Genomic DNA, 24,974 nt, shown 5'->3' on the forward strand with positions numbered 1-24,974 from the left:
AACTATCAATATTCTACTTGCCAAAGGGTTAAGCCTATCGCTTCGGCAGTTGGTCCTGCTTGGCTGCGATCACGAGCCTCAAGAATTCGCCGCATATCGCTGCTTGCTCTTTTGCCTTCACCGATTTGAAATAAGGTCCCCACAATGATCCGAACCATGTTGTAAAGAAATCCGCTCCCCGTAATGATCACCCGAAGTCTTCCAATTTTGGGCTCATCCGTCATCTCATCCGCAGCCGTTTCGATCCGAGCTTCATAGATCGTTCTGACGCGAATCTCTTTATCGGTTCGAACGGTACAGAAAGAAGAGAAATCATGCTCGCCAATCAAGCATTCCAACGCTTCTCTCATAGCCTCAACATCCAAAGGAGTATAATGATGAAATTCAAAATTCCGGTGAAATACGTTGGGGAAACGCGCCATTCGAATTGCATAGCAATACGTCTTGCGCTTTGCGGCTTTACGAGAGTGAAAATCAAGAGGGACTTCTTCTGCAGTGAGAACGACAATATCGTTAGGCAATCTCGTGTTCAAAGCCAAGCACCAGCGCTCAATAGGTATGGCAGAGTTCGTCAGGAAGTTAATGACTTGACCTCTGGCATGTACCCCGGCATCTGTCCTGCCTGAAGAAATGATTTTAACCTTTTCTCCGGTAAGCTGCTTAATCGATCGCTCAAGTTCATCTTGAATGGTATTTCCTCTGGGCTGAGTTTGAAAGCCAGAATAGGCCGTCCCATTATAGCTGATGATAAATCGTAGATTTCTCACATCTTGTTCCTCCGCGAGGCATCAAGTTCAAGGATGCTTCAAGCCTTTGAGCACTTAGAGCATCCTTGCCAAGACTGCAAAAAAAGGGCTTCATCAGAATCAGCAGATTCCGTCCACCCTTTCCCCTCCGTCTTATGCTCGATCTACAAGCTCTAAATATACCATGGGTGCTGCGTCTCCGCGGCGTGGTCCCAGCTTCAGGATACGTGTGTATCCGCCTGGACGCTCGGAATAACGAGTAGCCAATTCAGTGAAGAGCTTTTGAATAGCATCTTGATCTGCGCTTACAGCTTCTCTGCGAACAAAAGCAGCTGCCTGACGGCGTGCATGAAGATCTCCGCGTTTAGCCAAAGTGATTAGCTTTTCTGCAATACTGCGAAGTTCTTTTGCTTTTGCTTCAGTGGTTTGAATGCGCTCATGTATGAATAGATCCGTGACCAGATCGCGGAATAACGCTTTACGTGAGCTGGAGTCGCGGTTTAACTTCTTGTAATTCATTGGATTTACCCTCCTTCTGCCTTAATTATTCCTCGTTACGAAGACCTAAACCAAGCTCTTCGAGCTTCTCTTGAACCTCTTCAAGAGATTTGCGGCCTAAGTTCCGTACCTTCATCATATCTTCTTCTGTCTTGGTAATTAGCTCTTGTACCGTATTGATACCCGCACGCTTGAGGCAATTGTAAGAACGAACGGAAAGATCCAGTTCCTCGATAGTCATCTCCAGAACTTTTTCTTTCTTATCTTCTTCTTTTTCAACCATAATTTCAGCGTCTTTCGCTTCGTCAGTAAGGCCAACGAACAGCATCAGATGCTCAGTTAAAATTTTGGCGCCTAAGCTTACAGCTTCTTCTGGCCGAATACTGCCATCCGTCCACACTTCGAGAGTCAGTTTGTCATAGTTGGTGACTTGACCCACGCGTGTATTTTCCACACCAAAGTTGACTCGAGTAATAGGCGTATAGATCGAATCAATAGGAATAACGCCAATCGGCTGATCATCCCTCTTGTTCTTATCTGACTGCACATAGCCTCTGCCTCTATTGGCATGAATTCTCATATGAAGACGAGAATCGGAAGATAGAGTCGCAATGTGCAGATCCGGATTCAGGATCTCCACATCGCTGTCGGCGCGAATATCGCCAGCCACAATCTTACCTTCGCCTTCAGCGTCGATTTCAAGGATTTTCTCTTCATCGGAGTGAATTTTCAGAGATAGCCCTTTGAGATTAAGGATAATTTCCGTAACATCCTCAAGTACGCCAGGAATCGTGGAAAACTCATGTAAAACTCCATCAATGTGAACAGAGTTTACTGCAGCACCCGGTAAAGATGACAGTAAAATACGACGTAATGAGTTACCTAATGTTGTTCCATAGCCACGCTCGAGCGGTTCAACGACAAACTTGCCATATGCACCGTCTTCGCTTAATGCTACAGTTTCTATTTTTGGCTTTTCAATTTCGATCATGAAATGTACCCTCCATTCAAAACGTCGTTTGCCTCTGGATACTTCGGGTAAAAACTAGATAGTATGCCTATCCTTCAAAACCATTATTCACGATTTATGGATATTTATACTATTGGAGAATCCTGAATTACACGCGACGACGTTTAGGTGGGCGGCAGCCATTATGCGGGATAGGAGTCACGTCTTTAATCAAGTTTACTTCAAGTCCAGCTGCTTGCAGGGAACGGATCGCCGCTTCACGGCCGGCGCCTGGACCTTTAACCATGACTTCAACAGCCTTCATGCCATGCTCCATCGCTGCTTTAGCAGCAGATTCCGCTGCCATTTGTGCTGCGAAAGGAGTGCTTTTACGGGAACCCTTGAAACCAAGGTTTCCTGCACTTGCCCAGGAGATCGCATTGCCGTGCGGATCCGTGATGGTCACAATGGTATTGTTAAACGTGGAGCGAATGTGCGCTACTCCGGAATCAATATTTTTGCGGTCACGACGTTTGGTACGGACTACTTTTTTAGGTTTTGCCACTTGAGTCTAACCCCCTTTATTATTTCTTCTTATTCGCTACTGTACGACGAGGACCTTTACGCGTACGGGCGTTGGTTTTGGTACGTTGACCACGAACAGGCAACCCACGACGGTGACGAATGCCGCGGTAAGAACCGATTTCAATCAAGCGTTTGATGTTCAGGGAGATATCACGACGCAGATCGCCTTCCACTTTTAACGTTTTGTCGATGACATCACGGATTTTGCTGACTTCATCCTCAGTCAAATCACGGACGCGAGTATCCGGGCTGATTCCTGTAGTGCTGATAATTTTTTGGGAAGTTGTTTTACCAATTCCAAAAATGTAAGTTAAAGCAATCTCCACGCGTTTTTCACGAGGTAAGTCTACTCCAGCTATACGAGCCATTTATTCGCTGCACCTCCTTCTATCCTTGTTTTTGTTTGTGCTTCGGATTTTCACAAATTACCATAACATTGCCCTTACGGCGAATGACTTTACATTTTTCACACATGGGTTTGACCGACGGTCTGACCTTCATTTTTATTCCCTCCTTAGAGTTTCTGAAAGAAACTTGCATCGTAAGCAGCTACGGAGATTTCTTCAAGAAATCTTGCATCGTAAGCACCATGTTGCGTTTTCGTTAGAAAACTTGCTTCGTAAGCATACGCCTTGAGAGTAACTTACATGTTCAATCCAACATTTATCTAAATCGGTAAGTTATACGGCCTCTGGTTAAATCGTAAGGCGATAATTCTACGGTAACTCTATCTCCAGGTAAAATGCGGATAAAATGCATTCGGATTTTACCGGAAACATGGGCAAGGATTTTATGACCATTTTCCAATTCAACCTTAAACATTGCATTCGGAAGAGGTTCAATTACTGTACCTTCTACTTCAATCACATCTTCTTTGGCCACAGTCATTCTCCTTTCTCATTGGCTTCAGCTTGTAATCTATCCACGAACTTCGCGACAGCGAATCGCAATTTACCATTAGTGACACGTCCTGTTTCCCTGATACTAGCTGCAACCTCACTGCTGATCGAGGACTGCAATTGAAGATGAAGCCGATTTTTCTTTTTCGGACTGTCGAATCTTCGTTTATCACCATCCGCGATGAGGACAAACCGAGAATCAACAAGACCGATAATGACGGCATATTTGCCAGGATCACTCCCGCGAAGCACCTTGACGATTTGACCCAGCTGTGGGATTTGATCTGTATCCACCCATTATCACCTACGTTTTGAGTTTCGTGAGGATTCCTTATCCATCCGCCGTAATCGCAACCGTATGTTCAAAATGAGCGCATATTGTACCATCCACAGCGACTACAGTCCAATCATCTTCCATCGTCTTTACAGAAAATCCGGATTCTTCAATACAGGTTTGGATCGCTTGGGTCCAGGTAGACCGTGTACTAATTGTTCGTTGACTGAAGCGCAAATGCTGCCTGGAAAACCGTTGTAGCCTTTTATGAGATGGATTGGTTCCCTGACTGCGAATGTAATCTTCTGCGATTTGATCAAGATCCTTCGTTGGAACATTAGGACGAATCGCTTCCGCCAGTAAACGGTGAGTTTCAGCTACGATACGGCCTGCTTCACGCATAAGGTTCAGTTCAACCTTGGACTTGCAAATGATCATTCCGCCAAACCTCTGAGCAGTGTGCTGATTTGCTGAGTTACCGCATGAATATCTTGTTCTCCGTTAACCTCACGCAGGATTTCCTTCTTCTTGTAGTAATCCAGAAGCGGAGCTGTCTTGGTCGTATACTCGTCTAATCGCGTGCCGACTTTTTCTTCCGTATCATCGCTTCTTTGATACAATTCACCGGAGCATTTATCGCAAATCCCTTCCTGCTTGGGTGGATTGAAGATCACGTGATAAGTAGCGCCGCAAGATTTGCAAATTCTACGCCCGGTTAGTCTGGCCAGCAGAAAGCTGCGGTCAACGGTAAGATTTATGACAAGCTCAATCTTTTTATTCAGGGATCGGACAATCTCATCAAGCGCATCCGCTTGTGCAATTGTCCTCGGGAAACCGTCAAGCAAGAACCCTTTTTCACAATCCGACTGAGCAAGCCGCTCTCTGACAATGCCATTTGTGATTTCATCCGGGACAAGCAGACCTTTATCCACATACCCTTTTGCTTCAAGGCCGAGAGGTGTTCCTTGACTCATCGCCAAACGAAATGCATCTCCGGTTGAAATATGAGGGATTTGAAATTCACTGACGATTTTCTCCGCCTGTGTACCTTTGCCTGCACCAGGAGGACCCATAAAAATAACGTTCATCTTGACTCCCTCCCTTTGCAGTTATCGTACGAATAGCACAATAGGTGCCGATGCCGCAACACTTGCCCCATCAGAACCTATCTGCTATTTATTGATAAACCCTTTGTAATGGCGTTTAATCAATTGGCTTTCAATCTGTTTCATGGTTTCAAGCCCTACACCGACTACGATCAAGAGTGAAGTTCCACCAATCCGAACAGAGTTAGGCAAACCAGCTAATTGACCGAGTACCATCGGTAAAATCGAGATAGCTGCCAAGAATAAAGCACCGGATAATGTGATTCTTGTCATGACACGAGTCAAGTACACGGATGTTGTTTTACCAGGACGAATTCCCGGGATGTAGCCGCCGTTCTTCTTCATCTGATCCGCCATTTGCACCGGATTGATTTGAACGAACGTGTAGAAATAAGTGAACCCAATAATTAAAAGCACATAAAGCACCATGCCCAGTGCGCTGGTATAGTTCAAATTGGTGATAATCCAATCTGCCACGACATTTCCGCGCCAATAGCTTGCAATTGTTGGTGGAAACACCAGTAAGGATAAAGCGAAAATTACTGGAATAACACCCGCTGCATTTACTTTTAGCGGAATGTGTGTCGTTTGGCCACCATACATCTTGCGCCCAACTACACGCTTGGCGTACTGCACAGGTATTTTACGAACACCTTGCTGTACAAAGATAACCCCGGCAATGATCAAGATGATCACGAGCAGGATGAGAATCACTTTTATGATACTTAAGAATAAAGCGCCGCTAGCGTCAGCAAACAGTGTTTTGTAGATCTGTTGGGCACCCGTTGGAATAGCTGCAACGATACCTGCAAAGATGATAATGGAAATCCCGTTCCCTATCCCATACTCGGTGATCTGCTCACCTAACCACATCAGAAACGCAGTTCCTGCTGTCAGCACAATAGCAATCAAAGCGAAGGTTGTAATGCTTGGCTGAATAACAAGCCCCGCATATACATTGTTAAAGCCGATCGCCAAGCCGAAAGCTTGAATCAATCCTAAAATGATAGTGCCGTAACGAGTAATTTGAGCCAGCTTCTTTCTGCCCACATCGCCTTCCTTAGCCCATTGCGCAAAACGCGGAATCACATCCATGGACAATAGCTGAACGATAATCGATGAGGTAATGTAAGGCATAATTCCCATTGCAAAAATGGAGAATTTGAAAAGCGCCCCACCCGAGAAAGTGTTTAGCAATCCAAAAACATCGCTTTGGTTTGCCTGGTCTTGCATTTTCAAAACATCCGTATTGATGTTAGGTACCGGGATAAAAGCACCTATTCTATAGACGATTAAGACGAGAAGAGTAAATACGATTCTTCTGCGCAAATCCTCTACCTTAAAGATGTTGGCTAGGGTCTTAAACATTAAATCACCTCGGTTTGACCACCGGCAGCTTGGATTTTCTCTACCGCAGATTGAGAGAATTTATTCGCTTTAACGGTTAATTTCACAGTGAGTTCACCGTTCCCTAAGATTTTGATGCCATCTTTAGGAGCTTTTACAATACCGGACTCCAACAATACTTCTGGAGTCACTTCAGTACCGTCTGCAAAAGTACTCAGGTCCTCCAAGTTGACAATAGCGAACTCTTTACGGAAAGGATTATTGAATCCACGCTTAGGTAAACGACGGTATAAAGGGTTTTGTCCGCCTTCGAATCCTGGACGAGTACCGCCGCCGGAACGTGCATTTTGACCTTTGTGCCCGCGAGTGGATGTTTTACCCATTCCGCTACCTACACCGCGTCCAACGCGCTTACGACTGTGGCGGGAACCGGTTGCCGAGCTAAGCTCATGTAACTTCATCGTTGCACACCTCCTCTAGATCTTAATGTAAAGCTTCTATGCTTCGATTTCTACAACTTCAACAAGGTGACTTACCTGATTAACCATGCCTCTGATCGCGGCATTGTCCTTTTGAAGAACGGTTTGGTGCAGCTTGCGCAGACCTAATGTCTTCACAGTGACACGTTGTGTCTCCGGGCGGCCGATCAGACTGCGTTTCAGGGTAATTTGTAATTGTTTTGCCATGGTTACCCCTCCTAACCTAATAATTCTTCAACGGTTTTACCGCGAAGCTTTGCAACCTCTTCCGCTCTCTTTAGACGGCTTAAGCCTTCAAGAGTTGCGTTCACCATGTTCATGGAGTTGGAAGAGCCCAAAGATTTAGTCAAAATGTCGCCGATTCCAGCAAGCTCAAGAACCGCACGGACCGGACCACCAGCAATAACACCCGTACCTTGGGATGCAGGCTTCAACAATACACGCCCGGCGCCAAAACGCCCTGTAACCAAGTGAGGAATCGAAGTTCCTACGATGGGTATGTGAATTAAATTCTTTTTTGCATCTTCAATGCCTTTGCGAATCGCATCGGGAACTTCGCCTGCTTTACCGATTCCTGCACCAACCCAGCCATTGCCGTCGCCGACGACAACAAGTGCGCTGAAGCTGAAACGACGTCCGCCTTTAACTACTTTAGCTACGCGATTGATATTTACAACTTTTTCAGTAAGCTCTAAAGTATTAGGATCTACACGCAAGTCGTTTACCTCCTTATATATTTTTCTCCTAGAATTGTAAGCCTGCTTCACGAGCCGCATCAGCCAAGGCTTGAACACGACCATGATATAAGTATCCGCCGCGATCAAATACGACAGCTTCCACACCTTTTGCTTTTGCGCGCTTTGCAATCAATTCTCCGACTTTACGAGCACTTTCCACGTTGCCTCCGTTGGATACTTCGCTTTTCAGCTCTTTATCCTGGGTGGAAGCAGCCACTAAAGTGACTCCGCTGACATCATCGATAATCTGCGCATACATATGCTTCGAGGAACGGAAGATGTTAAGTCTTGGACGGGCTGTTGTACCTTCGATTTTTTTGCGAACACGAAGATGTCTTTTCAAGCGGGCTTTGTTTTTATCGCCTTTATTAATCATGGGAACATACACTCCTTTCATCCATATTACGAAGCCAATGCTTCTATAAATGATGATTCACTCTTATTTCTTCTTACCTGCTTTACCTTCTTTACGAAGAATACGCTCGCCTTCATACTTAATCCCTTTACCTTTATACGGCTCGGGTTCACGTACGGAACGGACTTTGGCAGCAACGGCGCCGACCAATTCTTTGTCGATCCCTTTAACGATAATTTTCGTATTAGTGGGAACATCAAATTCGATTCCGCTTTCCGGATTGATTTCAACCGGATGGGAGTAACCTACGTTAAGTACAAGCTTATCTCCACTCTTGTTGGCACGGTACCCAACGCCTACAAGATCCAGAGACTTGGTGAATCCTTCCGTTACCCCATTGACCATGTTGGCAACTACACTGCGCGTAGTGCCGTGCAAGGAACGGTGAAGCTTGTTATCGGAAGGGCGCTCAACGTTAATTTCATTCTCGGCAACGTTGATTTTCATGTCTTTATGAAGTTCACGGGATAAAGTTCCTTTCGGACCCTTTACCGTGATTTGAGTGTTTTCCAATGAAACATTGACACCACTTGGGATGGTAATCGGCTTACGACCAATACGAGACATCTTTGCACCTCCATTCAATTACATTGGTTTTACCAAACGTAGCAGATAACCTCTCCGCCAGCTTTGGATTGACGAGCATCTTTATCCGTCATAACTCCCTTTGACGTGGAGATGATGGCAATTCCCAATCCTCCAAGTACACGGGGTACTTCTTGGGATTTCGTATAAACGCGCAGACCCGGTTTGCTGATTCTCTTCAATCCAGAAATGACACGCTCATTGTTTGATCCGTATTTCAGGAACAAACGGATAATTCCTTGCTTGCTATCTTCTACGTATTCAGCGTCACGGATAAATCCCTCTTTTTTGAGGATTTCAGCGATTTCCCTTTTCATCTTGGATGCAGGAATTTCAACTGTTTCATGACGAACGATATTCGCATTACGGATGCGTGTTAACATATCTGCAATTGGATCTGACATGACCATATGTGTAAACCTCCTTCCCGAAAATAGGGTGATTACCAGCTTGCTTTTTTCACACCTGGAATCTGACCTTTGTGAGCTAATTCACGGAAACAAATTCTGCAAATCTTGAACTTGCGAAGCACGGAATGCGGACGGCCGCAGCGCTCGCAACGTGTATATGCTTGTACTTTAAACTTCGGAGTGCGTTGTTGCTTAACTTTCATCGAAGTTTTTGCCACTAGTTTGACACCTCCTGAAAGGTTCGATTGGAAACTATTTTATAAACGGAGCACCGAGTTGAGTCAACAATTCACGAGCTTCTTCATCCGACTTTGCAGTAGTTACGATAACAATATCCATGCCGCGAACTTTATCGACTTTATCGTACTCAATTTCCGGGAAGATCAATTGCTCTTTCAGACCAAGTGTATAGTTGCCACGGCCATCAAAGGCTTTATTGGAAATACCACGGAAGTCACGTACACGCGGAAGCGCTACGTTGAACAATTTATCCAAGAAATGATACATGCGCTCACCGCGGAGTGTTACTTTCACACCAATCGGCATGTTTTCACGAAGCTTGAAGCCCGCGATGGATTTTTTGGATTTGGTTACAACAGGCTTTTGGCCTGCGATTTTTTGAAGATCCTCTACCGCAGTATCCAGCACTTTGGAGTTAGAAACAGCCTCACCAACACCCATGTTGATGACGATTTTCTCTATCTTGGGTACTTGCATAACTGATGTGTAGTTAAACTTTTGAATTAATGATGGGGTAACTTCATTCAGAAAACGATCTTTCATTCTTGCTGCCATGTTTAAGGGGCCTCCTTTCCGAGCATTTGGCTTTAATCGATTGCTTCACCGGATTTAATCGCGATGCGAATTTTATCACCATTGTCTAATACTTTGTAGCCTACACGAGTAGGCTTTCCGCTTTTTGGATCAATCAGCATCACGTTGGAAACGTGAATCGCCGCTTCCTGATTCAAAATCCCGCCTTGAGGATTTTGTTGAGTAGGCTTAGCATGCTTCTTCACCATATTAACGCCTTCCACAAGAACACGGTTTTCACGAGGATAAGCTGCGATGACGCGGCCTTTTTTACCTTTGTCTTTACCTGTGATCACAAAAACGGTATCGTCTTTTTTCACGTGCAATTTATTGTTATGAGATTCCAGTCTCTTTTTCAATCTTGGCATGATCGTTTACACCTCCTGGTAAAAGCTTATTGCTTAATCTTAATCTTGGGTTAGATAACCTCTGGAGCCAGGGAGACGATCTTCATGAAGTCTTTATCACGAAGTTCACGAGCTACCGGTCCGAAAATACGAGTTCCGCGCGGGCTCTTATCATCTTTCACGATAACAGCTGCATTCTCGTCAAAAGCGATATAAGATCCATCTTTACGACGAGCGCCGCTCTTGGTCCGTACGATAACCGCTTTAACAACGTCACCTTTTTTGACAACGCCACCTGGTGTTGCTTCTTTAACCGAACAGATGATTAAATCACCGATATGACCTACGCGGCGTCCTGTACCGCCAAGTACACGAATGCACATAAGCTGTTTGGCACCGGAGTTGTCAGCAACCTTCAAACGGGAAAATGGTTGAATCATCGTATTTCCTCCTTTCGTGGTTCATTCCTGAAATGCTTAGATGATTACGGCAACTTCTACGATCTCAACCAGTCTCCAACTTTTGTCTTTCGACAAGGGTCTGGTTTCCATGATTTTAACAACATCACCGATTTTTGCTTCATTCTTTTCATCATGAGCTTTGAATTTCTTTGTGTATTTGATTCTCTTGTGATAGAGATCATGTTTTTTGTAAGTTTCAACGGCAACAACGATGGTTTTTTCCATTTTGTCGCTGACCACTTTACCTACTTGCACTTTACGCTCATTGCGTTCAGCCATTGCTTAAGCCCTCCCTTCTAGTTTGGTTATCCAATACCCAGTTCTCTTTCACGCAAAATAGTTTTGGCACGCGCGATCTCTTTACGTACATGACTAATTTGAGTCGGGTTATCCAATTGACCTGTAGCTAGTTGAAAACGGAGGTTAAAGAGCTCTTCTTTAAATCCGGATACTTTTTGCTCGATCTCTGCAGTGGTTAAGTTGCGGAATTCACTAGCCTTCATTTGCTTCACCACCTACTTCATCTCTCTTCACAAACTTCGTTTTAATCGGAAGCTTGTGAGCAGCAAGACGCATCGCTTCACGAGCGGTCTCTTCGGTTACACCAGCAAGTTCAAAAAGAATTTTACCGGGTTTTACTACGCACACCCATTTTTCAACGTTACCTTTACCGCTACCCATACGAACTTCAAGCGGTTTTTGTGTAACTGGCTTGGATGGGAAGATTTTAATCCATACTTTACCGCCACGTTTGATATAACGAGTCATGGCAATACGTGCTGCTTCGATCTGACGGTTGGTTACCCAAGCAGGCTCCATCGCTTGCAGACCAAACTCACCGAATGCAATCTCAGTTCCGCCTTTAGCATTGCCTTTCATGCTGCCGCGGTGTTCCTTACGGTGTTTTACGCGTTTTGGGACTAACATGATTAATTTCCTCCTTCCGGCTGAGCCTTTTTCTTAGCTGTCGGAAGAACTTCTCCACGGTAAATCCATACTTTCACACCGATACGACCATATGTGGTGGCTGCTTCTGCAGTTCCATAATCGATATCCGCACGAAGCGTATGAAGTGGAACGGTTCCTTCGCTATATCCTTCCGTACGAGCAATTTCTGCTCCGCCTAATCGTCCGCTTGTAGCCACTTTAATACCTTTAGCTCCGGATCTCATCGTTCTTTGCATCGCTTGTTTCATAGCCCGACGGAATGATACGCGGCGCTCTAATTGCTGAGCGATGGCTTCTGCAACGAGAATCGCATCAATCTCAGGATTTTTAATTTCGGCAATGTTGATATGAACCTTTTTATTAGAAAGGCTGGCAATGTAAGTACGAATGACTTCGACTTCAGCTCCACCCTTACCAATGACCATCCCAGGCTTAGCTGTGTGAATCGTAACGTTAACACGATTAGCCGCGCGTTCGATCTCGATATGGGAAACAGCAGAATCTTTAAGTTTTTTCTTCAAGTATTCGCGAATTTTTACGTCTTCCATTAGCAGGGTACCGAAATCTTTACCCGCAAACCATTTGGATTCCCAGTCGCGAATAACTCCTATCCTCATACCTACCGGATTTACTTTTTGACCCACACGTTATCCCTCCTTATTTTTCAGATACCACTACTGTAATGTGGCTGGTACGTTTCTTAATTGCACTGGCACGACCCATAGCGCGTTGTTGGAACCTCTTCATGGTTGGACCTTGATTCACATACACTTGAGAAATGACCAATTTATTTGGATCTAACGAATAGTTATGTTCTGCATTGGCAACGGCGGAATTCAGTAATTTCTCCACGATTGGAGAAGCTGCCTTAGGTGTGTGACGCAAAATTGCAATCGCATCGCCGACCGCTTTTCCCCGTATCAAGTCAATGACTAATTGAACTTTACGAGGAGCAATACGCACAAAGTTTAAATTTGCTTTCGCTTGCATGGTGGTACCTCCTTTCAGCCAAAAATGCGATTAGCGTTTCCCTGTCTTCTTATCATCATCGTGACCTTTGTAATTACGAGTAGGTGCGAACTCACCTAACTTGTGTCCGACCATGTCCTCTGTTACATACACAGGCACGTGTTTCTTGCCATCATAAACCGCAAAAGTATGACCAACGAATTGCGGGAAAATTGTAGAGCGGCGCGACCAAGTTTTAATAACCGCTTTTTTAGTTGCATTGCCCATGTCTTCTACTTTTTTCAGCAAATAGCCATCAATAAACGGGCCTTTCTTTAAGCTGCGTCCCATTGATGAACCTCCCTTCCCAGAACCTCACGAATATTGGTAGATCCTTGATTACTTCGTACGACGGCGCACGATGTACTTATCGGATGCTTTGCCTTTTTTACGGGTTTTGTAACCGAGTGTAGGCTTGCCCCATGGAGACATAGGAGACTTACGGCCGATTGGAGCGCGTCCTTCACCACCACCGTGCGGGTGATCGTTCGGGTTCATAACGACACCGCGGACTTGCGGTCTATTGCCCTTCCAACGATTACGACCGGCTTTACCGATTTTCACGAGCTCGTGATCTTCGTTACCAACGGAACCAATTGTAGCACGGCAAACTTTAAGGATTTTGCGAACTTCACCGGATGAAAGGCGAACGGTCACATACAGTTCCTCTTTACCAAGAAGTTGAGCTTCAGTACCGGCTGCGCGAACAAGTTGTCCACCTTTTCCAGGCTTCAACTCAATGTTGTGGATCACTGTACCTACTGGAATATTTTCCAAAGGAAGCGAGTTGCCCACTTTAATGTCAGAGGTTGGTCCGGATACGATTTGATCTCCAACTTTCAAGCCTTTTGGAGCCAAGATGTATCTTTTCTCACCATCTAAATAATGAATCAAAGCAATGTTAGCAGAGCGGTTAGGATCATATTCAATTGTAGCAACGTTGCCTTGTATTCCATCTTTATTCCGTTTGAAGTCCATAATCCGGTATTTACGTTTGTGTCCGCCACCGTGATGACGAATCGTAATTTTACCTTGATTGTTACGTCCAGCCGTTTTGCTCAAAGGAGCAAGCAGCGATTTCTCCGGTGTGGATGTAGTGATTTCTTCAAAAGTAGAAACCGACATCGCCCGTCTGGCCGGTGACGTTGGTTTATATTTTTTAATTGGCACTTGGGTTCCCTCCTTACTTTACAAATTGAGTTTATACCGATTCAAAAAATTCCAGTTCTTTGCTTTCCGGGCTAAGGGACACAATTGCTTTTTTCCATTCGGACGTATAGCCGGAGTGACGACCTTGGCGCTTTGGCTTAGCTGGCATTCTAAGTGTATTTACATTCGTAACTTTTACTTTGAAAATAGCTTCAACCGCTTGCTTGATTTCGGTTTTATTGGCGCGAAGATCTACTTCAAACACATATTTCTTGTTAGCCATTAAATCGCTTGTGCGTTCTGTAATGATCGGGCGCTTGATAATGTCGCGTGGATTTTTCATTGCGCAAGCACCTCCTCTACCTTCTGTACAGCATCCTTAGTAATGATCAATTTATCATGAAGCATTACATCTAGAACGCTGATTCCATCAGCAGCAACAAATTTCACACCTGGGATGTTACGTGCGGATAAAGCTACGTTCTCATCTAGAGTCAATCCAACTACAAGCGCTTTGCTTGCGACTTTGAGGTTGCTAAGTATAGCAGCGAACTCTTTCGTCTTAGGTGCGTTCAATGTAAGTTGATCCAGAACGATAACTTCATTCTCAATCACTTTTGAAGACAGCGCGGATCTGATCGCTAAACGACGAACTTTTCTTGGCAGTTTGTAACCATAGCTGCGAGGTGTCGGTCCGAAAACGGTACCGCCGCCTTTCCATTGCGGGGAACGGATACTACCTTGACGGGCACGTCCTGTTCCTTTTTGTTTCCAAGGCTTACGTCCACCGCCGCGCACTTCAGAACGGCCTTTGGTTTTGTGTGTGCCTTGGCGCAGGGATGCTTGCTGCAAGAGCACCGCTTCATGAATCGCATGCACGTGAGGTTCGATTCCGAATACAGCATCAGACAATTCTACTTCTCCTACCTGAGCACCTGTTACATTATATAAAGCTACTTTTGGCATCAGTCTTCCTCCTTTCTTACTTTTTAATCGCAGATTTCACGCTAACATAGCTGTTCTTAGGTCCTGGAATAGATCCGCTCACTAAAAGTATATTGCGTTCAGTATCCACTTTCACGATACGCAGATTTTGTAGAGTAACCGTTTCATGACCCATGTGTCCTGGTAATTTCTTACCTTTGGGAACGCGGTTCGCTTGAATGGAACCCATGGAACCTGGTCCACGATGATAACGAGAGCCGTGAGCCATCGGACCTGTGGATTGATTATGTCTTTTGATATTACCTTGGAACCCTTTACCTTTGGAAGTCCCTGTTACGTCAACGAATTCGCCCTCTGCGAACAGATCTGCTTTCAGCTCTTGGCCAACCTCATAATCAGCCAACTGAATGCCACGAATTTCTTTCACGTAGCGCTTAGGTGTTGTTCCCGCTTTTTTCGCATGGCCCAACTGTGGTTTAATCGTTCTTTGTTGCTTTCTGTCATCAAAACCGATTTGGATAGATTCATAACCGTCGTTCTCTGCATCTTTCTTTTGCAGAACTACGCATGGACCAGCTTGAATTACCGTAACTGGCACTACCAAACCTTCTGGAGTAAATACTTGAGTCATCCCAAGTTTTTTTCCTAAGATACCTTTCATCGTTGACACCTCGTTTCTTTTACATTTGTACTATATATGGCTTACAGTTTGATTTCGATGTCTACACCAGACGGCAAATCCAGTCGCATTAGAGCATCTACAGTTTGTGGTGTAGGATTCACAATATCGATCAAACGCTTATGCGTACGCATTTCGAATTGTTCTCTGGAATCCTTGTACTTGTGAACTGCACGAAGTATAGTAATGATTTGCTTCTCAGTTGGAAGCGGAATCGGTCCGGATACACCTGCACCGGATCTTTTAGCGGTTTCCACGATTTTCTCCGCGGATTGATCAATAATTCTGTGATCATACGCTTTTAAACGAATACGAATCTTTTGATTTGCCATATAAGTCCCTCCTTCTATCGCCCAATTTAGTATCGGACATACTCCGCGGAAATTCTCTGACACCCTACCCATGGCAAAGGGCCCGGGTGTGTCAGCAACCTCCCGCATCATCGCAACGTCACAGACCAACGTTCACTATTATATAAAAAATCAAATGTAAATGCAAGCAGAAATTTAAGTGGGACCATCCCCCTAAATCCCCCTTGCAAAGGGGGACCCCAAGGGCTCCCGCCCTGTGGAACCGGAAAGCTGGAGAAAGAGATACTTCAGCGCTCCTAGGGAATATTTGCAAGGATCGCTTTAGTCCCCTACGGGGACACGCTCTACGTTGGAGTTACTTACTACACAAGAGCGGGTTCCCGAAAGAACAATCATCACCATCGAGGTGATGCCTTGCTTTTGTCCCCTACGGGGACACGCTCTACGTTGGAGTTACTTACTACACAAGAGCGGGTCCCCGAAAAATCAATCATCACCGCAGAGGTGATGCTTTGCTCTTGTCCCCTACGGGGACACGCTCTATGTTGGAGTTACTTTCTACAACAAGAGCGGGTCCCCGAAAAAAACGCCCATCACCATGGAGGTGATGAGCGTTTCTTCTATATATATAGTAAAGCGTGTTCCGTAGGGACTAAAGCGACTCATGCCGCTAAAATTATCATGGGTACTCTATAAGTCTCTCCCTCCCCAACCTTGCGGGTGTCCAGAGGGCGGCTGCCCTTGGAGCCCCCTTAGAGAAGGGGGTTTGGGGGATCGACCTACTTACTTTTGAATGGTAGCAACCGCGCCTGCACCAACGGTACGTCCGCCTTCACGAATAGCGAAACGAGTTCCTTCTTCGATAGCGATCGGGTTGATCAGTTCGACAGTAACAGTGATGTTATCACCAGGCATAACCATTTCAGTACCTTCTGGAAGGCTGATGATTCCGGTTACGTCAGTTGTACGGAAGTAGAACTGAGGACGGTAGCCTGTGAAGAAAGGCTTATGACGTCCACCCTCTTCTTTAGTTAGAACGTAAATTTGTGCAGTAAAGTTAGTGTGTGGTTTAACGGAACCTGGCTTGGCAAGTACTTGGCCGCGCTCGATGTCTTTACGTTCTACACCACGAAGCAATGCTCCGATGTTGTCACCAGCTTGAGCGGAATCGAGCAATTTGCGGAACATCTCTACGCCGGTTACAACGCATTTACGAGTTTCTTCAGCAATACCTACGATTTCAACTTCTTCTTGGATCTTAACAGTTCCACGCTCTACACGGCCTGTAGCAACTGTTCCACGGCCAGTGATTGAGAATACATCCTCAACCGGCATAAGGAAAGGCTTATCGGTTTGACGCTCTGGAGTTGGGATATAAGTATCAACTTGCTCGAACAACTCGATGATTTTATCACCCCAAGGACCTTCTGGATTAGATAATGCTTCACGAGCAGCTCCACGAATGATTGGAGTGTCGTCGCCTGGGAATTCATATTCGTTAAGCAGGTCACGAACTTCCATTTCAACCAGCTCAAGAAGCTCTTCGTCATCAACCATGTCGCATTTGTTCAAGAATACAACGATGTAAGGAACGCCTACTTGACGTGAAAGCAGGATGTGCTCGCGAGTTTGCGGCATAGGGCCGTCAGCTGCGGAAACAACCAGGATCGCTCCGTCCATTTGTGCTGCACCAGTGATCATATTTTTAACATAGTCAGCATGTCCGGGGCAGTCAACGTGTGCATAGTGACGATTAGGAGTTTCGTACTCAACGTGAGCTGTGGAGATGGTGATACCGCGCTCGCGCTCTTCTGGTGCTTTATCGATTTGATCGAAGGCTACTGCGGCTCCACCGTATCTTTTGGAAAGTACAGTTGTGATTGCTGCAGTCAAAGTTGTTTTACCATGGTCAACGTGACCGATTGTACCGATGTTAACATGCGGTTTATTTCGTTCGAATTTAGCTTTTGCCATTTGAACAATTCCTCCTTAGTGGTTACAAATAAATTATTTTAAGCGCCTTTGCCTTTTGCAATAATTTCTTCTGCAATGGACTTAGGTACTTCTTCATAATGGGAGAGTTCCATCGAGTAGACACCACGGCCTTGTGTTCTCGAGCGAAGTGTAGTGGAGTATCCAAACATTTCGGAGAGAGGAACCTTGGCACGAATGACTTGCGCTCCATGACGGCTATCCATACCTTCAATACGTCCACGGCGGGAGTTCAGGTCACCCATCACATCGCCCATGTACTCTTCAGGTACTGTTACTTCTACTTTCATGATTGGCTCTAGAAGAACTGGCTTGCACTTTTCCTTAGCCGCTTTAAGAGCCATGGAACCTGCAATTTTGAACGCCATTTCGTTGGAGTCAACATCATGATAGGATCCGTCAACGACAGTTGCTTTGATATCGACGAGCGGGAATCCAGCAATAACTCCATTTTTCATGGACTCTTCAATACCAGCTTGAATAGGAGCGATGTATTCTCTAGGAATAGATCCGCCGACTACTTTGCTTTCGAATAAGAACCCAGCACCTGCTTCTTGAGGAGAAAATTCAACCCAACAATGCCCGTATTGACCGCGGCCACCGGATTGGCGTACGAATTTCCCTTCAACTTTAGCAGATTCGCGGAATGTCTCTCTGTAAGCAACCTGTGGTTTACCCACATTGGTTTCTACTTTGAATTCGCGAAGCATACGGTCAACGAGGATTTCAAGGTGAAGTTCACCCATTCCCGCTATGATCGTTTGACCGGTTTCTTCATCTGTATGAGCACGGAAAGTCGGATCTTCTTCAGACAGCTTTTGCAGAGCAATACCCATTTTATCTTGGTCAGCTTTGGTTTTTGGTTCAACGGCAAGCTGGATAACGGGCTCAGGGAAGTTCATGGATTCAAGAATAACTGGATTCTTTTCATCACATAAGGTATCGCCAGTAGTTGTATCTTTCAGACCAACAGCTGCTGCAATGTCACCGGAATAGACGTCACTAATTTCTTGACGGGCGTTTGCATGCATTTGGAGAATACGACCAACACGTTCGCGTTTACCTTTAGTTGCATTAAGCACATAAGATCCTGAGCTTAATACACCAGAGTAAACACGGAAGAATGTAAGTCTGCCCACGAAAGGATCCGTCATGATTTTGAAAGCAAGTGCTGAGAACGGCTGAGAGTCATCGGATTTACGAATCACTTCAGTGCCGTCTTCTAGCACACCTTTAATATCTGGAACATCGATAGGAGCAGGCAGGTAATCAATTACCGCATCCAGCATTAGCTGTACACCTTTATTCCTATAAGAAGAACCGCAAATTACAGGGTAGATTTTAACGTCGACTACACCTTTACGCAAAGCAGCTTTGATTTCTGGAATGGAAATTTCTTCACCTTCCAGATATTTCATCGTCAAATCTTCGTCAAGCTCAGCCACTTTTTCTACTAACTCTAATCTTAGTTCCGCTACTTTATCTTTATACTCGGCCGGAATTTCAATTTTCTCAATGTCTTTACCAAGGTCGTCTTTGTACATGTACGCAACTTCCTCAATCAAATCAATGATCCCTTTGAAATCATTCTCAGCGCCAATCGGAAGCTGAATAGCAACCGCGTTAGCACCAAGCTTCAAGCGCATGGAATCAACAACACCCAAGAAATCGGCTCCGATGATATCCATTTTGTTCACGTATGCGATCCGTGGGACGCCATACTTGTCAGCCTGTCTCCAGACCGTCTCGGATTGTGGTTCAACGCCTTCTTTGGCACTGAAAACCCCAACCGCTCCGTCCAATACACGAAGGGAACGCTCTACCTCAACGGTAAAATCTACGTGTCCCGGGGTATCGATAATATTGATGCGGTGACCTTCCCATTGCGCTGTAGTTGCAGCGGAAGTAATCGTAATTCCGCGCTCCTGCTCTTGCTCCATCCAGTCCATTGTTGCAGCGCCTTCGTGAACTTCACCGATTTTGTGCACACGGCCTGTATAGTACAAAATGCGCTCAGTAGTTGTCGTTTTACCGGCATCAATATGAGCCATAATCCCAATGTTTCGTGTATTTTTTAAGGAGAACTCTCTAGCCATAGGTATGTCTCCTTTCTGAATGTATATTTTATTCTACCAACGATAGTGAGCGAATGCTTTGTTAGCTTCAGCCATCTTGTGTGTATCTTCACGTTTCTTAACGGAAGAACCTGTATTGTTGCTAGCGTCAATAATTTCAAAAGCTAGTCTTTCTTCCATTGTCTTCTCACCGCGCAAGCGAGAATAGTTGACCAACCAACGGAGTCCTAAAGTGCTCCGGCGTTCAGGTCTAACTTCAATTGGAACCTGATAGTTAGCTCCACCTACACGGCGTGCTTTAACTTCAAGAACTGGCATGATGTTTTTGATCGCTGCTTCGAACACTTCCATTGGCTCTTTACCGGTACGATCCTGGATCAAAGTAAACGCATTATATAAAATGGTTTGAGCTGTCCCTCTTTTTCCGTCGATCATGATGCGGTTAATGAGACGGGTAACAAGCTTACTGTTATAAATCGGATCTGGCAATACATCTCTGCGAGTAACTGGACCTTTACGAGGCATAGTTATCCCCCTTTCTTGAAAAAATCATCCATAGTATAGTCAATCTTATTTCTTAACTTTCGGACGCTTCGCACCATATTTGGAACGAGCTTGTTTACGGTTGTTTACGCCGGACGTATCTAAAGCACCACGTACGATATGGTAACGTACCCCTGGAAGATCTTTAATTCTTCCTCCACGAATAAGCACCACGCTATGCTCTTGCAAGTTATGTCCAATACCCGGAATGTAGGCTGTTACCTCTACACGGTTTGTCAAACGAACACGCGCATATTTACGTAGAGCAGAGTTTGGCTTTTTAGGAGTCATTGTACCTACACGAGTGCAAACACCGCGTTTTTGAGGAGCACTCAAATTGGTTGATTCTCTTTTCAGAGCGTTAAACCCTTTTTGCAAAGCCGGGGATTTGGATTTATCCACCTTCGCTTCACGACCCTTACGTACTAACTGGTTAATTGTTGGCATTTCGCCACCTCCTTCCTAGAATCATAAAATCACTTCTTATTGCAAGCCCACAGATCCAGGCGAGTCATAAATGGACAAAAGTAAGGTTCTTGTTTGCCCTTTTCGCCTCAATTCCGAAAAATCATCAGCATCACAAGGTACCAAAAACATTGCGATTCATTCATTTACAACCGCTGCCACGGCAGCTCCAACTTCAATTCCACATGCTTTACCCAGCAACTTCATAGAATCAACGTAGGTTACTTGAACGTCCTTCTTTTTACAGAGGTTCACCATTCTTATCGTCAATCGCGGATCTGCATCTTTGGCAACAAAAACTTCGGTAGCTAATCCCAGCTCAATCATTCGTGTTGCTTTTTTCGTACCAATGCTGACGTTCTTGGCCTGTTTCACTTTATCATAAGACATTAAGTCTATCCTCCAAAGTACACAGTAAAGAGTACTAACATAGGCACACTTTGATATATTAGCATTTCAAAAAAGCAGTGTCAAGAACAATACATCTGTTCATCAAATATTTATTTTTAGTAAAGCCACCGAGAAACAGACCCCTAAGAGCCTGCTTCTCCGCTAGCTTTTCATACCATTTATTCTACAGCTACGGTTTCTTTCTCCAGCCCTTCATTAACGACTGGAGTCTCATTCGGATTCGTGATACGGATATTCCGATAACGAGGCATTCCTGTTCCCGCTGGAATCAGCTTACCGATAATCACGTTCTCCTTAAGACCGAGCAATTGATCGACTTTTCCTTTGATCGCTGCATCCGTCAAGACACGTGTTGTCTCTTGGAAGGAAGCTGCGGACAAGAAGGAATCAGTCTCCAGAGAAGCCTTGGTAATACCAAGCAATATAGGCTTGGCAACAGCCGGTTCAGTGTCCGAGAAGAGAGCCGTTCTGTTCGCTTCTTCATACTCATGGATGTCTACGAAAGCGCCTGGAAGCAGAGTGGTATTACCTGCATCCACGATACGGATTTTACGCAACATTTGACGAACCATAACCTCGATATGCTTATCGTTAATTTCCACCCCTTGGTTCCGGTAAACACGTTGAACCTCTTGCAGGATGTAGTTTTGAACGCCGCGGATACCTTTGATGCGAAGCATCTCTTTAGGGTCAATCGAACCTTCGGTCAGCTCGTCACCTGCTTCGATTTGTTGGTTCACCGAAACACGGATACGCGAACCGTAAGGCACTGCATAAGTTTTGGATTCAGCTTCACCTTGAACTTCAATCTCGCGGCGATCCTTGACTTCGCGAATTTCCTTGATGGCACCGTCGATTTCGGAAATAATCGCTTGCCCTTTCGGATTCCGTGCTTCAAATAGCTCCTGAATACGCGGCAAACCTTGTGTGATATCATCTCCGGCAACGCCCCCGGTATGGAACGTACGCATAGTCAGCTGTGTCCCCGGTTCTCCGATGGACTGTGCGGCAATGATACCTACAGCTTCACCAATCTCCACATGCTGGCCAGTTGCCAGATTACGGCCATAGCATTTTTTACAAACACCATGTCTGGAACGACAGCTGAGCACAGAACGAATTTGTAGCTTCTCGATGCCCGCTTTAATGATTTCATCCGCTGTTCCGGCTTCAATCAATTCATTGCGGTTTACGATAACTTCCCCAGTTTGCGGATTGCGCAGGGTTTCAAAAGCATAGCGTCCTTCAATACGATCGTAGAGATCTTCGATCACTTCTTTACCGTCTTGAATTTTGCTGACCATGAAGCCTTTGTCGGTGCCGCAATCTTCATCACGAACGATCACATCTTGGGCAACGTCAACCAGACGACGAGTCAGGTAACCGGAATCCGCTGTACGAAGCGCTGTATCGGCAAGACCTTTACGCGCACCGTGCGTGGAGATGAAGTATTCCAAAACCGTAAGTCCCTCACGGAAGTTCGATTTAATTGGAAGCTCCATGATTTTACCGGATGGATTAGCCATCAGTCCGCGCATGCCGCCAAGTTGTGTAATCTGCGATTTGTTACCGCGAGCCTTGGATTCGACCATCATGTTGATAGAGTTATATTTGTCCAGTGATTGCATGAGAATCTCGGTGATCTCGTCTTTCGCCTTACTCCAGATCGTAATGACACGGTCATAACGCTCTTCATCGGTGATTAAACCGCGACGATATTGATTCGTGACGTAGCGAACTTTTTCATCGGAATCATGAATAATTTGGTCCTTTTCCTTCGGAACGACAACGTCCGACACAGCAACGGTGATACCCGCCTTCGTGGAGTACGTAAAGCCTAATTCTTTGATTTTATCAAGGATCATAGACGTTTGAGTTGTTTGGTACTTACGGAAACATTCCGCAATGATCGTACCGAGATATTCCTTACCTACCGCTTTGCCTTCCGGACGTTCCTGCATGATGGCATTCAAATCAGCACCTTTATCGAATACAAAGTGTGAATCCGGGATACCGTTTAGCAGGTTAGCTTTGGTTGGCTCATTAATAAATGGCAGATCTGGAGGGAAAATCTCATTGAAAATGATCTTACCAATCGTCGTGATCAGCATGGCTTCCTGCTGCTTAGGCGTGAAGCTGGTTTTATTAAGAACTTTTGCTGGAATAGCAACTCTCGCATGAAGAGCTGATCTGCCTGATTGATAAGCAGAAACCGCTTCGTTCACGGATCTAAGGATATTGAGTGCACCTTTGGCAAACTTATTATCTGTAGTTAGATAGAAGCTTCCCAAAACCATATCCTGTGATGGAGTTACTACAGGCTTGCCGTCCTTAGGATTCAAAATGTTTCCGGATGCGAGCATCAACACGCGAGCTTCCGCTTGCGCTTCCGAGGACAAGGGTACGTGAACAGCCATTTGGTCACCGTCAAAGTCAGCATTGTAAGCTGTACAAACGAGCGGATGCAGTTTGATGGCACGCCCTTCGACCAGAATGGGCTCAAACGCTTGAATACCCAATCTATGCAATGTGGGAGCACGGTTCAGAAGAACCGGATGCTCTCTAATGACTTCTTCAAGTACATCCCAAACATCCGGGCTTACTCGTTCTACTTTACGCTTCGCGCTCTTGATGTTATGTGCAAGTCCTTTGTTTACAAGCTCTTTCATGACAAAAGGCTTGAACAATTCAAGTGCCATTTCCTTCGGAAGTCCACATTGGTACATCTTCAGGTCAGGACCTACAACGATAACGGAACGACCGGAGTAATCGACACGTTTACCAAGAAGATTCTGACGGAAACGTCCTTGCTTACCCTTCAGCATATGGCTGAGGGATTTAAGCGGACGGTTACCAGGACCTGTTACCGGACGGCCGCGACGGCCGTTATCGATCAATGCATCGACAGCTTCTTGAAGCATACGCTTCTCGTTCTGAACGATAATGTCCGGAGCGCCCAAATCGAGCAATCGCTTCAGACGGTTGTTCCGGTTAATTACACGGCGATACAAATCGTTAAGATCGGAAGTGGCAAAACGTCCGCCATCCAGTTGAACCATCGGACGCAGTTCAGGCGGGATGACTGGAAGTACATCAAGTACCATCCATTCCGGCATGTTCTTGGAATTACGGAAAGCTTCCATAACTTCCAAACGCTTGATCGCACGGTTACGGCGCTGTCCTTGCGCTGTTTTGAGCTCTTCCTTCAGCATATCGACTTCTCTTTCGATTTCGATATCCTGAAGCAGCTTTTTCACAGCTTCAGCACCCATTCCGGCATGAAACGCATAGCCATACTTCTCACGGTAGCTGCGGTATTCTTTTTCGGATAACAGCTGTTTCTTCTCCAGTGGTGTATCTCCTGGATCCGTAACCACATAAGAGGCGAAATAGATAATTTCCTCCAAGGATCTTGGAGACATATCCAGCGCAAGTCCCATACGGGATGGAATTCCCTTGAAATACCAGATGTGCGAAACAGGTGCTGCAAGCTCGATATGACCCATACGCTCACGGCGTACTTTTTGACGGGTCACTTCTACGCCGCAGCGGTCACAAACAACGCCTTTATAACGGACACGCTTATACTTGCCGCAATGGCATTCCCAATCTTTGGTTGGCCCAAAGATTTTCTCACAGAAGAGTCCTTCTTTTTCCGGCTTCAACGTTCTGTAGTTAATGGTTTCCGGTTTCTTGACTTCCCCGCGGGACCAAGAACGGATTTTGTCAGGTGAAGCTAGGCCGATTTTCATGTACTCAAAGTTATTGACATCTAACAAGGAGCAACCCTCCTTAAG

At 45.3% G+C, this 24,974-nt stretch carries 37 protein-coding genes and 1 pseudogene; all 38 read right to left on the reverse strand.

Annotation, left to right across the window (positions count from 1 at the left end):
• Positions 1-5: 5 nt before the first annotated feature.
• Positions 6-767, reverse strand: a complete 762-nt coding sequence (gene truA, locus BLV33_RS15835; RefSeq protein ID WP_090793640.1) for a tRNA pseudouridine(38-40) synthase TruA — start codon at positions 765-767, stop codon at positions 6-8.
• Positions 768-899: 132 nt separating this feature from the next.
• A complete protein-coding gene (gene rplQ, locus BLV33_RS15840) occupies positions 900-1,265 on the reverse strand; it encodes a 50S ribosomal protein L17 (RefSeq protein ID WP_090793645.1) in 366 nt (121 codons plus the stop codon).
• Positions 1,266-1,290: 25 nt separating this feature from the next.
• Complete coding sequence (locus tag BLV33_RS15845) at positions 1,291-2,235, reverse strand: DNA-directed RNA polymerase subunit alpha (protein ID WP_090793649.1); 945 nt, start codon at positions 2,233-2,235, stop codon at positions 1,291-1,293.
• Positions 2,236-2,362: 127 nt separating this feature from the next.
• Entirely contained in the window at positions 2,363-2,758 is a 396-nt protein-coding gene (rpsK, locus tag BLV33_RS15850) for a 30S ribosomal protein S11 (protein ID WP_013921137.1), read from the reverse strand.
• A gap of 19 nt (positions 2,759-2,777) precedes the next feature.
• Positions 2,778-3,146, reverse strand: coding sequence for a 30S ribosomal protein S13 (gene rpsM, locus BLV33_RS15855; protein ID WP_090793653.1), 369 nt, complete (start codon positions 3,144-3,146; stop codon positions 2,778-2,780).
• A gap of 19 nt (positions 3,147-3,165) precedes the next feature.
• The gene (rpmJ, locus tag BLV33_RS15860; RefSeq protein ID WP_037291536.1) at positions 3,166-3,279 is read right to left on the reverse strand and encodes a 50S ribosomal protein L36; all 114 of its coding nucleotides are present in this window, start codon (positions 3,277-3,279) and stop codon (positions 3,166-3,168) included.
• Between the two features lie 162 nt (positions 3,280-3,441).
• Complete coding sequence (infA, locus tag BLV33_RS15865) at positions 3,442-3,660, reverse strand: translation initiation factor IF-1 (protein WP_090793657.1); 219 nt, start codon at positions 3,658-3,660, stop codon at positions 3,442-3,444.
• Between the two features lie 2 nt (positions 3,661-3,662).
• Positions 3,663-3,971 carry a KOW domain-containing RNA-binding protein gene (locus BLV33_RS15870; RefSeq protein ID WP_090793661.1) on the reverse strand — a complete coding sequence of 103 codons (309 nt, stop codon included), beginning with the start codon at positions 3,969-3,971 and terminating at the stop codon, positions 3,663-3,665.
• 37 nt (positions 3,972-4,008) lie between these two features.
• Positions 4,009-4,389 (reverse strand): annotated as a pseudogene (locus BLV33_RS15875) (M24 family metallopeptidase).
• On the reverse strand, positions 4,386-5,039 hold the full coding sequence (locus tag BLV33_RS15880) for an adenylate kinase (protein ID WP_090793664.1): 654 nt from the start codon (positions 5,037-5,039) through the stop codon (positions 4,386-4,388). The pseudogene BLV33_RS15875 and the gene BLV33_RS15880 overlap by 4 nt, the downstream one beginning before the upstream one ends.
• 84 nt (positions 5,040-5,123) lie before the next feature.
• Complete coding sequence (gene secY / locus BLV33_RS15885) at positions 5,124-6,425, reverse strand: preprotein translocase subunit SecY (RefSeq protein ID WP_090793667.1); 1,302 nt, start codon at positions 6,423-6,425, stop codon at positions 5,124-5,126.
• Positions 6,425-6,865 carry a 50S ribosomal protein L15 gene (gene rplO, locus BLV33_RS15890; RefSeq protein ID WP_090793671.1) on the reverse strand — a complete coding sequence of 147 codons (441 nt, stop codon included), beginning with the start codon at positions 6,863-6,865 and terminating at the stop codon, positions 6,425-6,427. Before rplO ends, secY begins: the two co-directional genes overlap by 1 nt.
• Before the next feature lie 36 nt (positions 6,866-6,901).
• On the reverse strand, positions 6,902-7,090 hold the full coding sequence (rpmD, locus tag BLV33_RS15895; RefSeq protein ID WP_090793674.1) for a 50S ribosomal protein L30: 189 nt from the start codon (positions 7,088-7,090) through the stop codon (positions 6,902-6,904).
• An 11-nt stretch (positions 7,091-7,101) separates the two neighbouring features.
• Positions 7,102-7,599, reverse strand: coding sequence for a 30S ribosomal protein S5 (gene rpsE / locus BLV33_RS15900; protein WP_090793678.1), 498 nt, complete (start codon positions 7,597-7,599; stop codon positions 7,102-7,104).
• A gap of 28 nt (positions 7,600-7,627) precedes the next feature.
• Positions 7,628-7,996 carry a 50S ribosomal protein L18 gene (gene rplR, locus BLV33_RS15905; RefSeq protein WP_090793682.1) on the reverse strand — a complete coding sequence of 123 codons (369 nt, stop codon included), beginning with the start codon at positions 7,994-7,996 and terminating at the stop codon, positions 7,628-7,630.
• A gap of 63 nt (positions 7,997-8,059) precedes the next feature.
• Positions 8,060-8,602, reverse strand: a complete 543-nt coding sequence (rplF, locus tag BLV33_RS15910; protein WP_090793686.1) for a 50S ribosomal protein L6 — start codon at positions 8,600-8,602, stop codon at positions 8,060-8,062.
• Between the two features lie 29 nt (positions 8,603-8,631).
• A complete protein-coding gene (rpsH, locus tag BLV33_RS15915) occupies positions 8,632-9,030 on the reverse strand; it encodes a 30S ribosomal protein S8 (RefSeq protein WP_090793690.1) in 399 nt (132 codons plus the stop codon).
• A gap of 32 nt (positions 9,031-9,062) precedes the next feature.
• A complete protein-coding gene (locus BLV33_RS15920) occupies positions 9,063-9,248 on the reverse strand; it encodes a type Z 30S ribosomal protein S14 (RefSeq protein WP_029196455.1) in 186 nt (61 codons plus the stop codon).
• A 34-nt stretch (positions 9,249-9,282) separates the two neighbouring features.
• Positions 9,283-9,825, reverse strand: coding sequence for a 50S ribosomal protein L5 (rplE, locus tag BLV33_RS15925; protein WP_090793695.1), 543 nt, complete (start codon positions 9,823-9,825; stop codon positions 9,283-9,285).
• A 32-nt stretch (positions 9,826-9,857) separates the two neighbouring features.
• Positions 9,858-10,211, reverse strand: coding sequence for a 50S ribosomal protein L24 (gene rplX, locus BLV33_RS15930; RefSeq protein WP_090793699.1), 354 nt, complete (start codon positions 10,209-10,211; stop codon positions 9,858-9,860).
• A 50-nt stretch (positions 10,212-10,261) separates the two neighbouring features.
• Positions 10,262-10,630 carry a 50S ribosomal protein L14 gene (gene rplN, locus BLV33_RS15935; RefSeq protein ID WP_090793704.1) on the reverse strand — a complete coding sequence of 123 codons (369 nt, stop codon included), beginning with the start codon at positions 10,628-10,630 and terminating at the stop codon, positions 10,262-10,264.
• A gap of 36 nt (positions 10,631-10,666) precedes the next feature.
• Positions 10,667-10,930, reverse strand: a complete 264-nt coding sequence (gene rpsQ / locus BLV33_RS15940) for a 30S ribosomal protein S17 (protein WP_090793707.1) — start codon at positions 10,928-10,930, stop codon at positions 10,667-10,669.
• Positions 10,931-10,956: 26 nt separating this feature from the next.
• On the reverse strand, positions 10,957-11,154 hold the full coding sequence (gene rpmC / locus BLV33_RS15945; RefSeq protein ID WP_090793713.1) for a 50S ribosomal protein L29: 198 nt from the start codon (positions 11,152-11,154) through the stop codon (positions 10,957-10,959).
• Complete coding sequence (gene rplP / locus BLV33_RS15950; protein ID WP_090793716.1) at positions 11,144-11,578, reverse strand: 50S ribosomal protein L16; 435 nt, start codon at positions 11,576-11,578, stop codon at positions 11,144-11,146. The genes rpmC and rplP overlap by 11 nt, the downstream gene beginning before the upstream one ends.
• Before the next feature lie 2 nt (positions 11,579-11,580).
• Positions 11,581-12,243: a 30S ribosomal protein S3 gene (gene rpsC, locus BLV33_RS15955; protein WP_090793720.1), complete on the reverse strand. Its 663-nt coding sequence runs from the start codon at positions 12,241-12,243 to the stop codon at positions 11,581-11,583.
• Between the two features lie 13 nt (positions 12,244-12,256).
• A complete protein-coding gene (rplV, locus tag BLV33_RS15960) occupies positions 12,257-12,589 on the reverse strand; it encodes a 50S ribosomal protein L22 (protein WP_090793725.1) in 333 nt (110 codons plus the stop codon).
• A 30-nt stretch (positions 12,590-12,619) separates the two neighbouring features.
• Positions 12,620-12,898: a 30S ribosomal protein S19 gene (rpsS, locus tag BLV33_RS15965; protein WP_090793729.1), complete on the reverse strand. Its 279-nt coding sequence runs from the start codon at positions 12,896-12,898 to the stop codon at positions 12,620-12,622.
• A gap of 48 nt (positions 12,899-12,946) precedes the next feature.
• On the reverse strand, positions 12,947-13,777 hold the full coding sequence (rplB, locus tag BLV33_RS15970) for a 50S ribosomal protein L2 (protein ID WP_090793734.1): 831 nt from the start codon (positions 13,775-13,777) through the stop codon (positions 12,947-12,949).
• A 31-nt stretch (positions 13,778-13,808) separates the two neighbouring features.
• The gene (gene rplW, locus BLV33_RS15975; protein ID WP_090793738.1) at positions 13,809-14,099 is read right to left on the reverse strand and encodes a 50S ribosomal protein L23; all 291 of its coding nucleotides are present in this window, start codon (positions 14,097-14,099) and stop codon (positions 13,809-13,811) included.
• Entirely contained in the window at positions 14,096-14,722 is a 627-nt protein-coding gene (gene rplD, locus BLV33_RS15980; protein ID WP_090793742.1) for a 50S ribosomal protein L4, read from the reverse strand. The genes rplW and rplD overlap by 4 nt, the downstream gene beginning before the upstream one ends.
• Before the next feature lie 16 nt (positions 14,723-14,738).
• Positions 14,739-15,362 carry a 50S ribosomal protein L3 gene (gene rplC, locus BLV33_RS15985; RefSeq protein ID WP_090793747.1) on the reverse strand — a complete coding sequence of 208 codons (624 nt, stop codon included), beginning with the start codon at positions 15,360-15,362 and terminating at the stop codon, positions 14,739-14,741.
• A gap of 41 nt (positions 15,363-15,403) precedes the next feature.
• Positions 15,404-15,712, reverse strand: a complete 309-nt coding sequence (rpsJ, locus tag BLV33_RS15990) for a 30S ribosomal protein S10 (protein WP_090793751.1) — start codon at positions 15,710-15,712, stop codon at positions 15,404-15,406.
• Between the two features lie 762 nt (positions 15,713-16,474).
• The gene (gene tuf / locus BLV33_RS15995; protein WP_090793754.1) at positions 16,475-17,665 is read right to left on the reverse strand and encodes an elongation factor Tu; all 1,191 of its coding nucleotides are present in this window, start codon (positions 17,663-17,665) and stop codon (positions 16,475-16,477) included.
• Between the two features lie 38 nt (positions 17,666-17,703).
• On the reverse strand, positions 17,704-19,779 hold the full coding sequence (gene fusA / locus BLV33_RS16000) for an elongation factor G (RefSeq protein WP_090793756.1): 2,076 nt from the start codon (positions 19,777-19,779) through the stop codon (positions 17,704-17,706).
• Between the two features lie 33 nt (positions 19,780-19,812).
• Complete coding sequence (rpsG, locus tag BLV33_RS16005) at positions 19,813-20,283, reverse strand: 30S ribosomal protein S7 (RefSeq protein WP_090793759.1); 471 nt, start codon at positions 20,281-20,283, stop codon at positions 19,813-19,815.
• A 45-nt stretch (positions 20,284-20,328) separates the two neighbouring features.
• Positions 20,329-20,748, reverse strand: a complete 420-nt coding sequence (gene rpsL, locus BLV33_RS16010; protein WP_090793763.1) for a 30S ribosomal protein S12 — start codon at positions 20,746-20,748, stop codon at positions 20,329-20,331.
• Between the two features lie 156 nt (positions 20,749-20,904).
• Positions 20,905-21,156, reverse strand: a complete 252-nt coding sequence (locus tag BLV33_RS16015) for a ribosomal L7Ae/L30e/S12e/Gadd45 family protein (protein ID WP_090793767.1) — start codon at positions 21,154-21,156, stop codon at positions 20,905-20,907.
• A 179-nt stretch (positions 21,157-21,335) separates the two neighbouring features.
• Entirely contained in the window at positions 21,336-24,956 is a 3,621-nt protein-coding gene (gene rpoC / locus BLV33_RS16020) for a DNA-directed RNA polymerase subunit beta' (RefSeq protein WP_090793771.1), read from the reverse strand.
• Positions 24,957-24,974 lie beyond the last annotated feature (18 nt).

The sequence above is a fragment of the Paenibacillus sp. GP183 genome, assembly GCF_900104695.1.
GTDB lineage: Bacteria > Bacillota > Bacilli > Paenibacillales > NBRC-103111 > Paenibacillus_AI.

What these genes read in the sequence shown, in the direction of transcription:
- rplQ (WP_090793645.1), bottom strand. Translation starts at nt 1,265, where the DNA reads ATGAATTACAAGAAGTTAAACCGCGACTCCAGCTCACGTAAAGCGTTA.
- BLV33_RS15845 (WP_090793649.1), bottom strand. Translation starts at nt 2,235, where the DNA reads ATGATCGAAATTGAAAAGCCAAAAATAGAAACTGTAGCATTAAGCGAA.
- rpsM (WP_090793653.1), bottom strand. Translation starts at nt 3,146, where the DNA reads ATGGCTCGTATAGCTGGAGTAGACTTACCTCGTGAAAAACGCGTGGAG.
- rpmJ (WP_037291536.1), bottom strand. Translation starts at nt 3,279, where the DNA reads ATGAAGGTCAGACCGTCGGTCAAACCCATGTGTGAAAAATGTAAAGTC.
- BLV33_RS15880 (WP_090793664.1), bottom strand. Translation starts at nt 5,039, where the DNA reads ATGAACGTTATTTTTATGGGTCCTCCTGGTGCAGGCAAAGGTACACAG.
- secY (WP_090793667.1), bottom strand. Translation starts at nt 6,425, where the DNA reads ATGTTTAAGACCCTAGCCAACATCTTTAAGGTAGAGGATTTGCGCAGA.
- rplO (WP_090793671.1), bottom strand. Translation starts at nt 6,865, where the DNA reads ATGAAGTTACATGAGCTTAGCTCGGCAACCGGTTCCCGCCACAGTCGT.
- rpmD (WP_090793674.1), bottom strand. Translation starts at nt 7,090, where the DNA reads ATGGCAAAACAATTACAAATTACCCTGAAACGCAGTCTGATCGGCCGC.
- rplR (WP_090793682.1), bottom strand. Translation starts at nt 7,996, where the DNA reads ATGATTAATAAAGGCGATAAAAACAAAGCCCGCTTGAAAAGACATCTT.
- rplF (WP_090793686.1), bottom strand. Translation starts at nt 8,602, where the DNA reads ATGTCTCGTATTGGTCGTAAGCCGATTACCATCCCAAGTGGTGTCAAT.
- rpsH (WP_090793690.1), bottom strand. Translation starts at nt 9,030, where the DNA reads ATGGTCATGTCAGATCCAATTGCAGATATGTTAACACGCATCCGTAAT.
- rplE (WP_090793695.1), bottom strand. Translation starts at nt 9,825, where the DNA reads ATGGCAGCAAGAATGAAAGATCGTTTTCTGAATGAAGTTACCCCATCA.
- rplX (WP_090793699.1), bottom strand. Translation starts at nt 10,211, where the DNA reads ATGCCAAGATTGAAAAAGAGACTGGAATCTCATAACAATAAATTGCAC.
- rplN (WP_090793704.1), bottom strand. Translation starts at nt 10,630, where the DNA reads ATGATTCAACCATTTTCCCGTTTGAAGGTTGCTGACAACTCCGGTGCC.
- rpsQ (WP_090793707.1), bottom strand. Translation starts at nt 10,930, where the DNA reads ATGGCTGAACGCAATGAGCGTAAAGTGCAAGTAGGTAAAGTGGTCAGC.
- rpmC (WP_090793713.1), bottom strand. Translation starts at nt 11,154, where the DNA reads ATGAAGGCTAGTGAATTCCGCAACTTAACCACTGCAGAGATCGAGCAA.
- rplP (WP_090793716.1), bottom strand. Translation starts at nt 11,578, where the DNA reads ATGTTAGTCCCAAAACGCGTAAAACACCGTAAGGAACACCGCGGCAGC.
- rplV (WP_090793725.1), bottom strand. Translation starts at nt 12,589, where the DNA reads ATGCAAGCGAAAGCAAATTTAAACTTTGTGCGTATTGCTCCTCGTAAA.
- rpsS (WP_090793729.1), bottom strand. Translation starts at nt 12,898, where the DNA reads ATGGGACGCAGCTTAAAGAAAGGCCCGTTTATTGATGGCTATTTGCTG.
- rplW (WP_090793738.1), bottom strand. Translation starts at nt 14,099, where the DNA reads ATGAAAAATCCACGCGACATTATCAAGCGCCCGATCATTACAGAACGC.
- rplD (WP_090793742.1), bottom strand. Translation starts at nt 14,722, where the DNA reads ATGCCAAAAGTAGCTTTATATAATGTAACAGGTGCTCAGGTAGGAGAA.
- rplC (WP_090793747.1), bottom strand. Translation starts at nt 15,362, where the DNA reads ATGAAAGGTATCTTAGGAAAAAAACTTGGGATGACTCAAGTATTTACT.
- rpsJ (WP_090793751.1), bottom strand. Translation starts at nt 15,712, where the DNA reads ATGGCAAATCAAAAGATTCGTATTCGTTTAAAAGCGTATGATCACAGA.
- tuf (WP_090793754.1), bottom strand. Translation starts at nt 17,665, where the DNA reads ATGGCAAAAGCTAAATTCGAACGAAATAAACCGCATGTTAACATCGGT.
- fusA (WP_090793756.1), bottom strand. Translation starts at nt 19,779, where the DNA reads ATGGCTAGAGAGTTCTCCTTAAAAAATACACGAAACATTGGGATTATG.
- rpsG (WP_090793759.1), bottom strand. Translation starts at nt 20,283, where the DNA reads ATGCCTCGTAAAGGTCCAGTTACTCGCAGAGATGTATTGCCAGATCCG.
- rpsL (WP_090793763.1), bottom strand. Translation starts at nt 20,748, where the DNA reads ATGCCAACAATTAACCAGTTAGTACGTAAGGGTCGTGAAGCGAAGGTG.
- BLV33_RS16015 (WP_090793767.1), bottom strand. Translation starts at nt 21,156, where the DNA reads ATGTCTTATGATAAAGTGAAACAGGCCAAGAACGTCAGCATTGGTACG.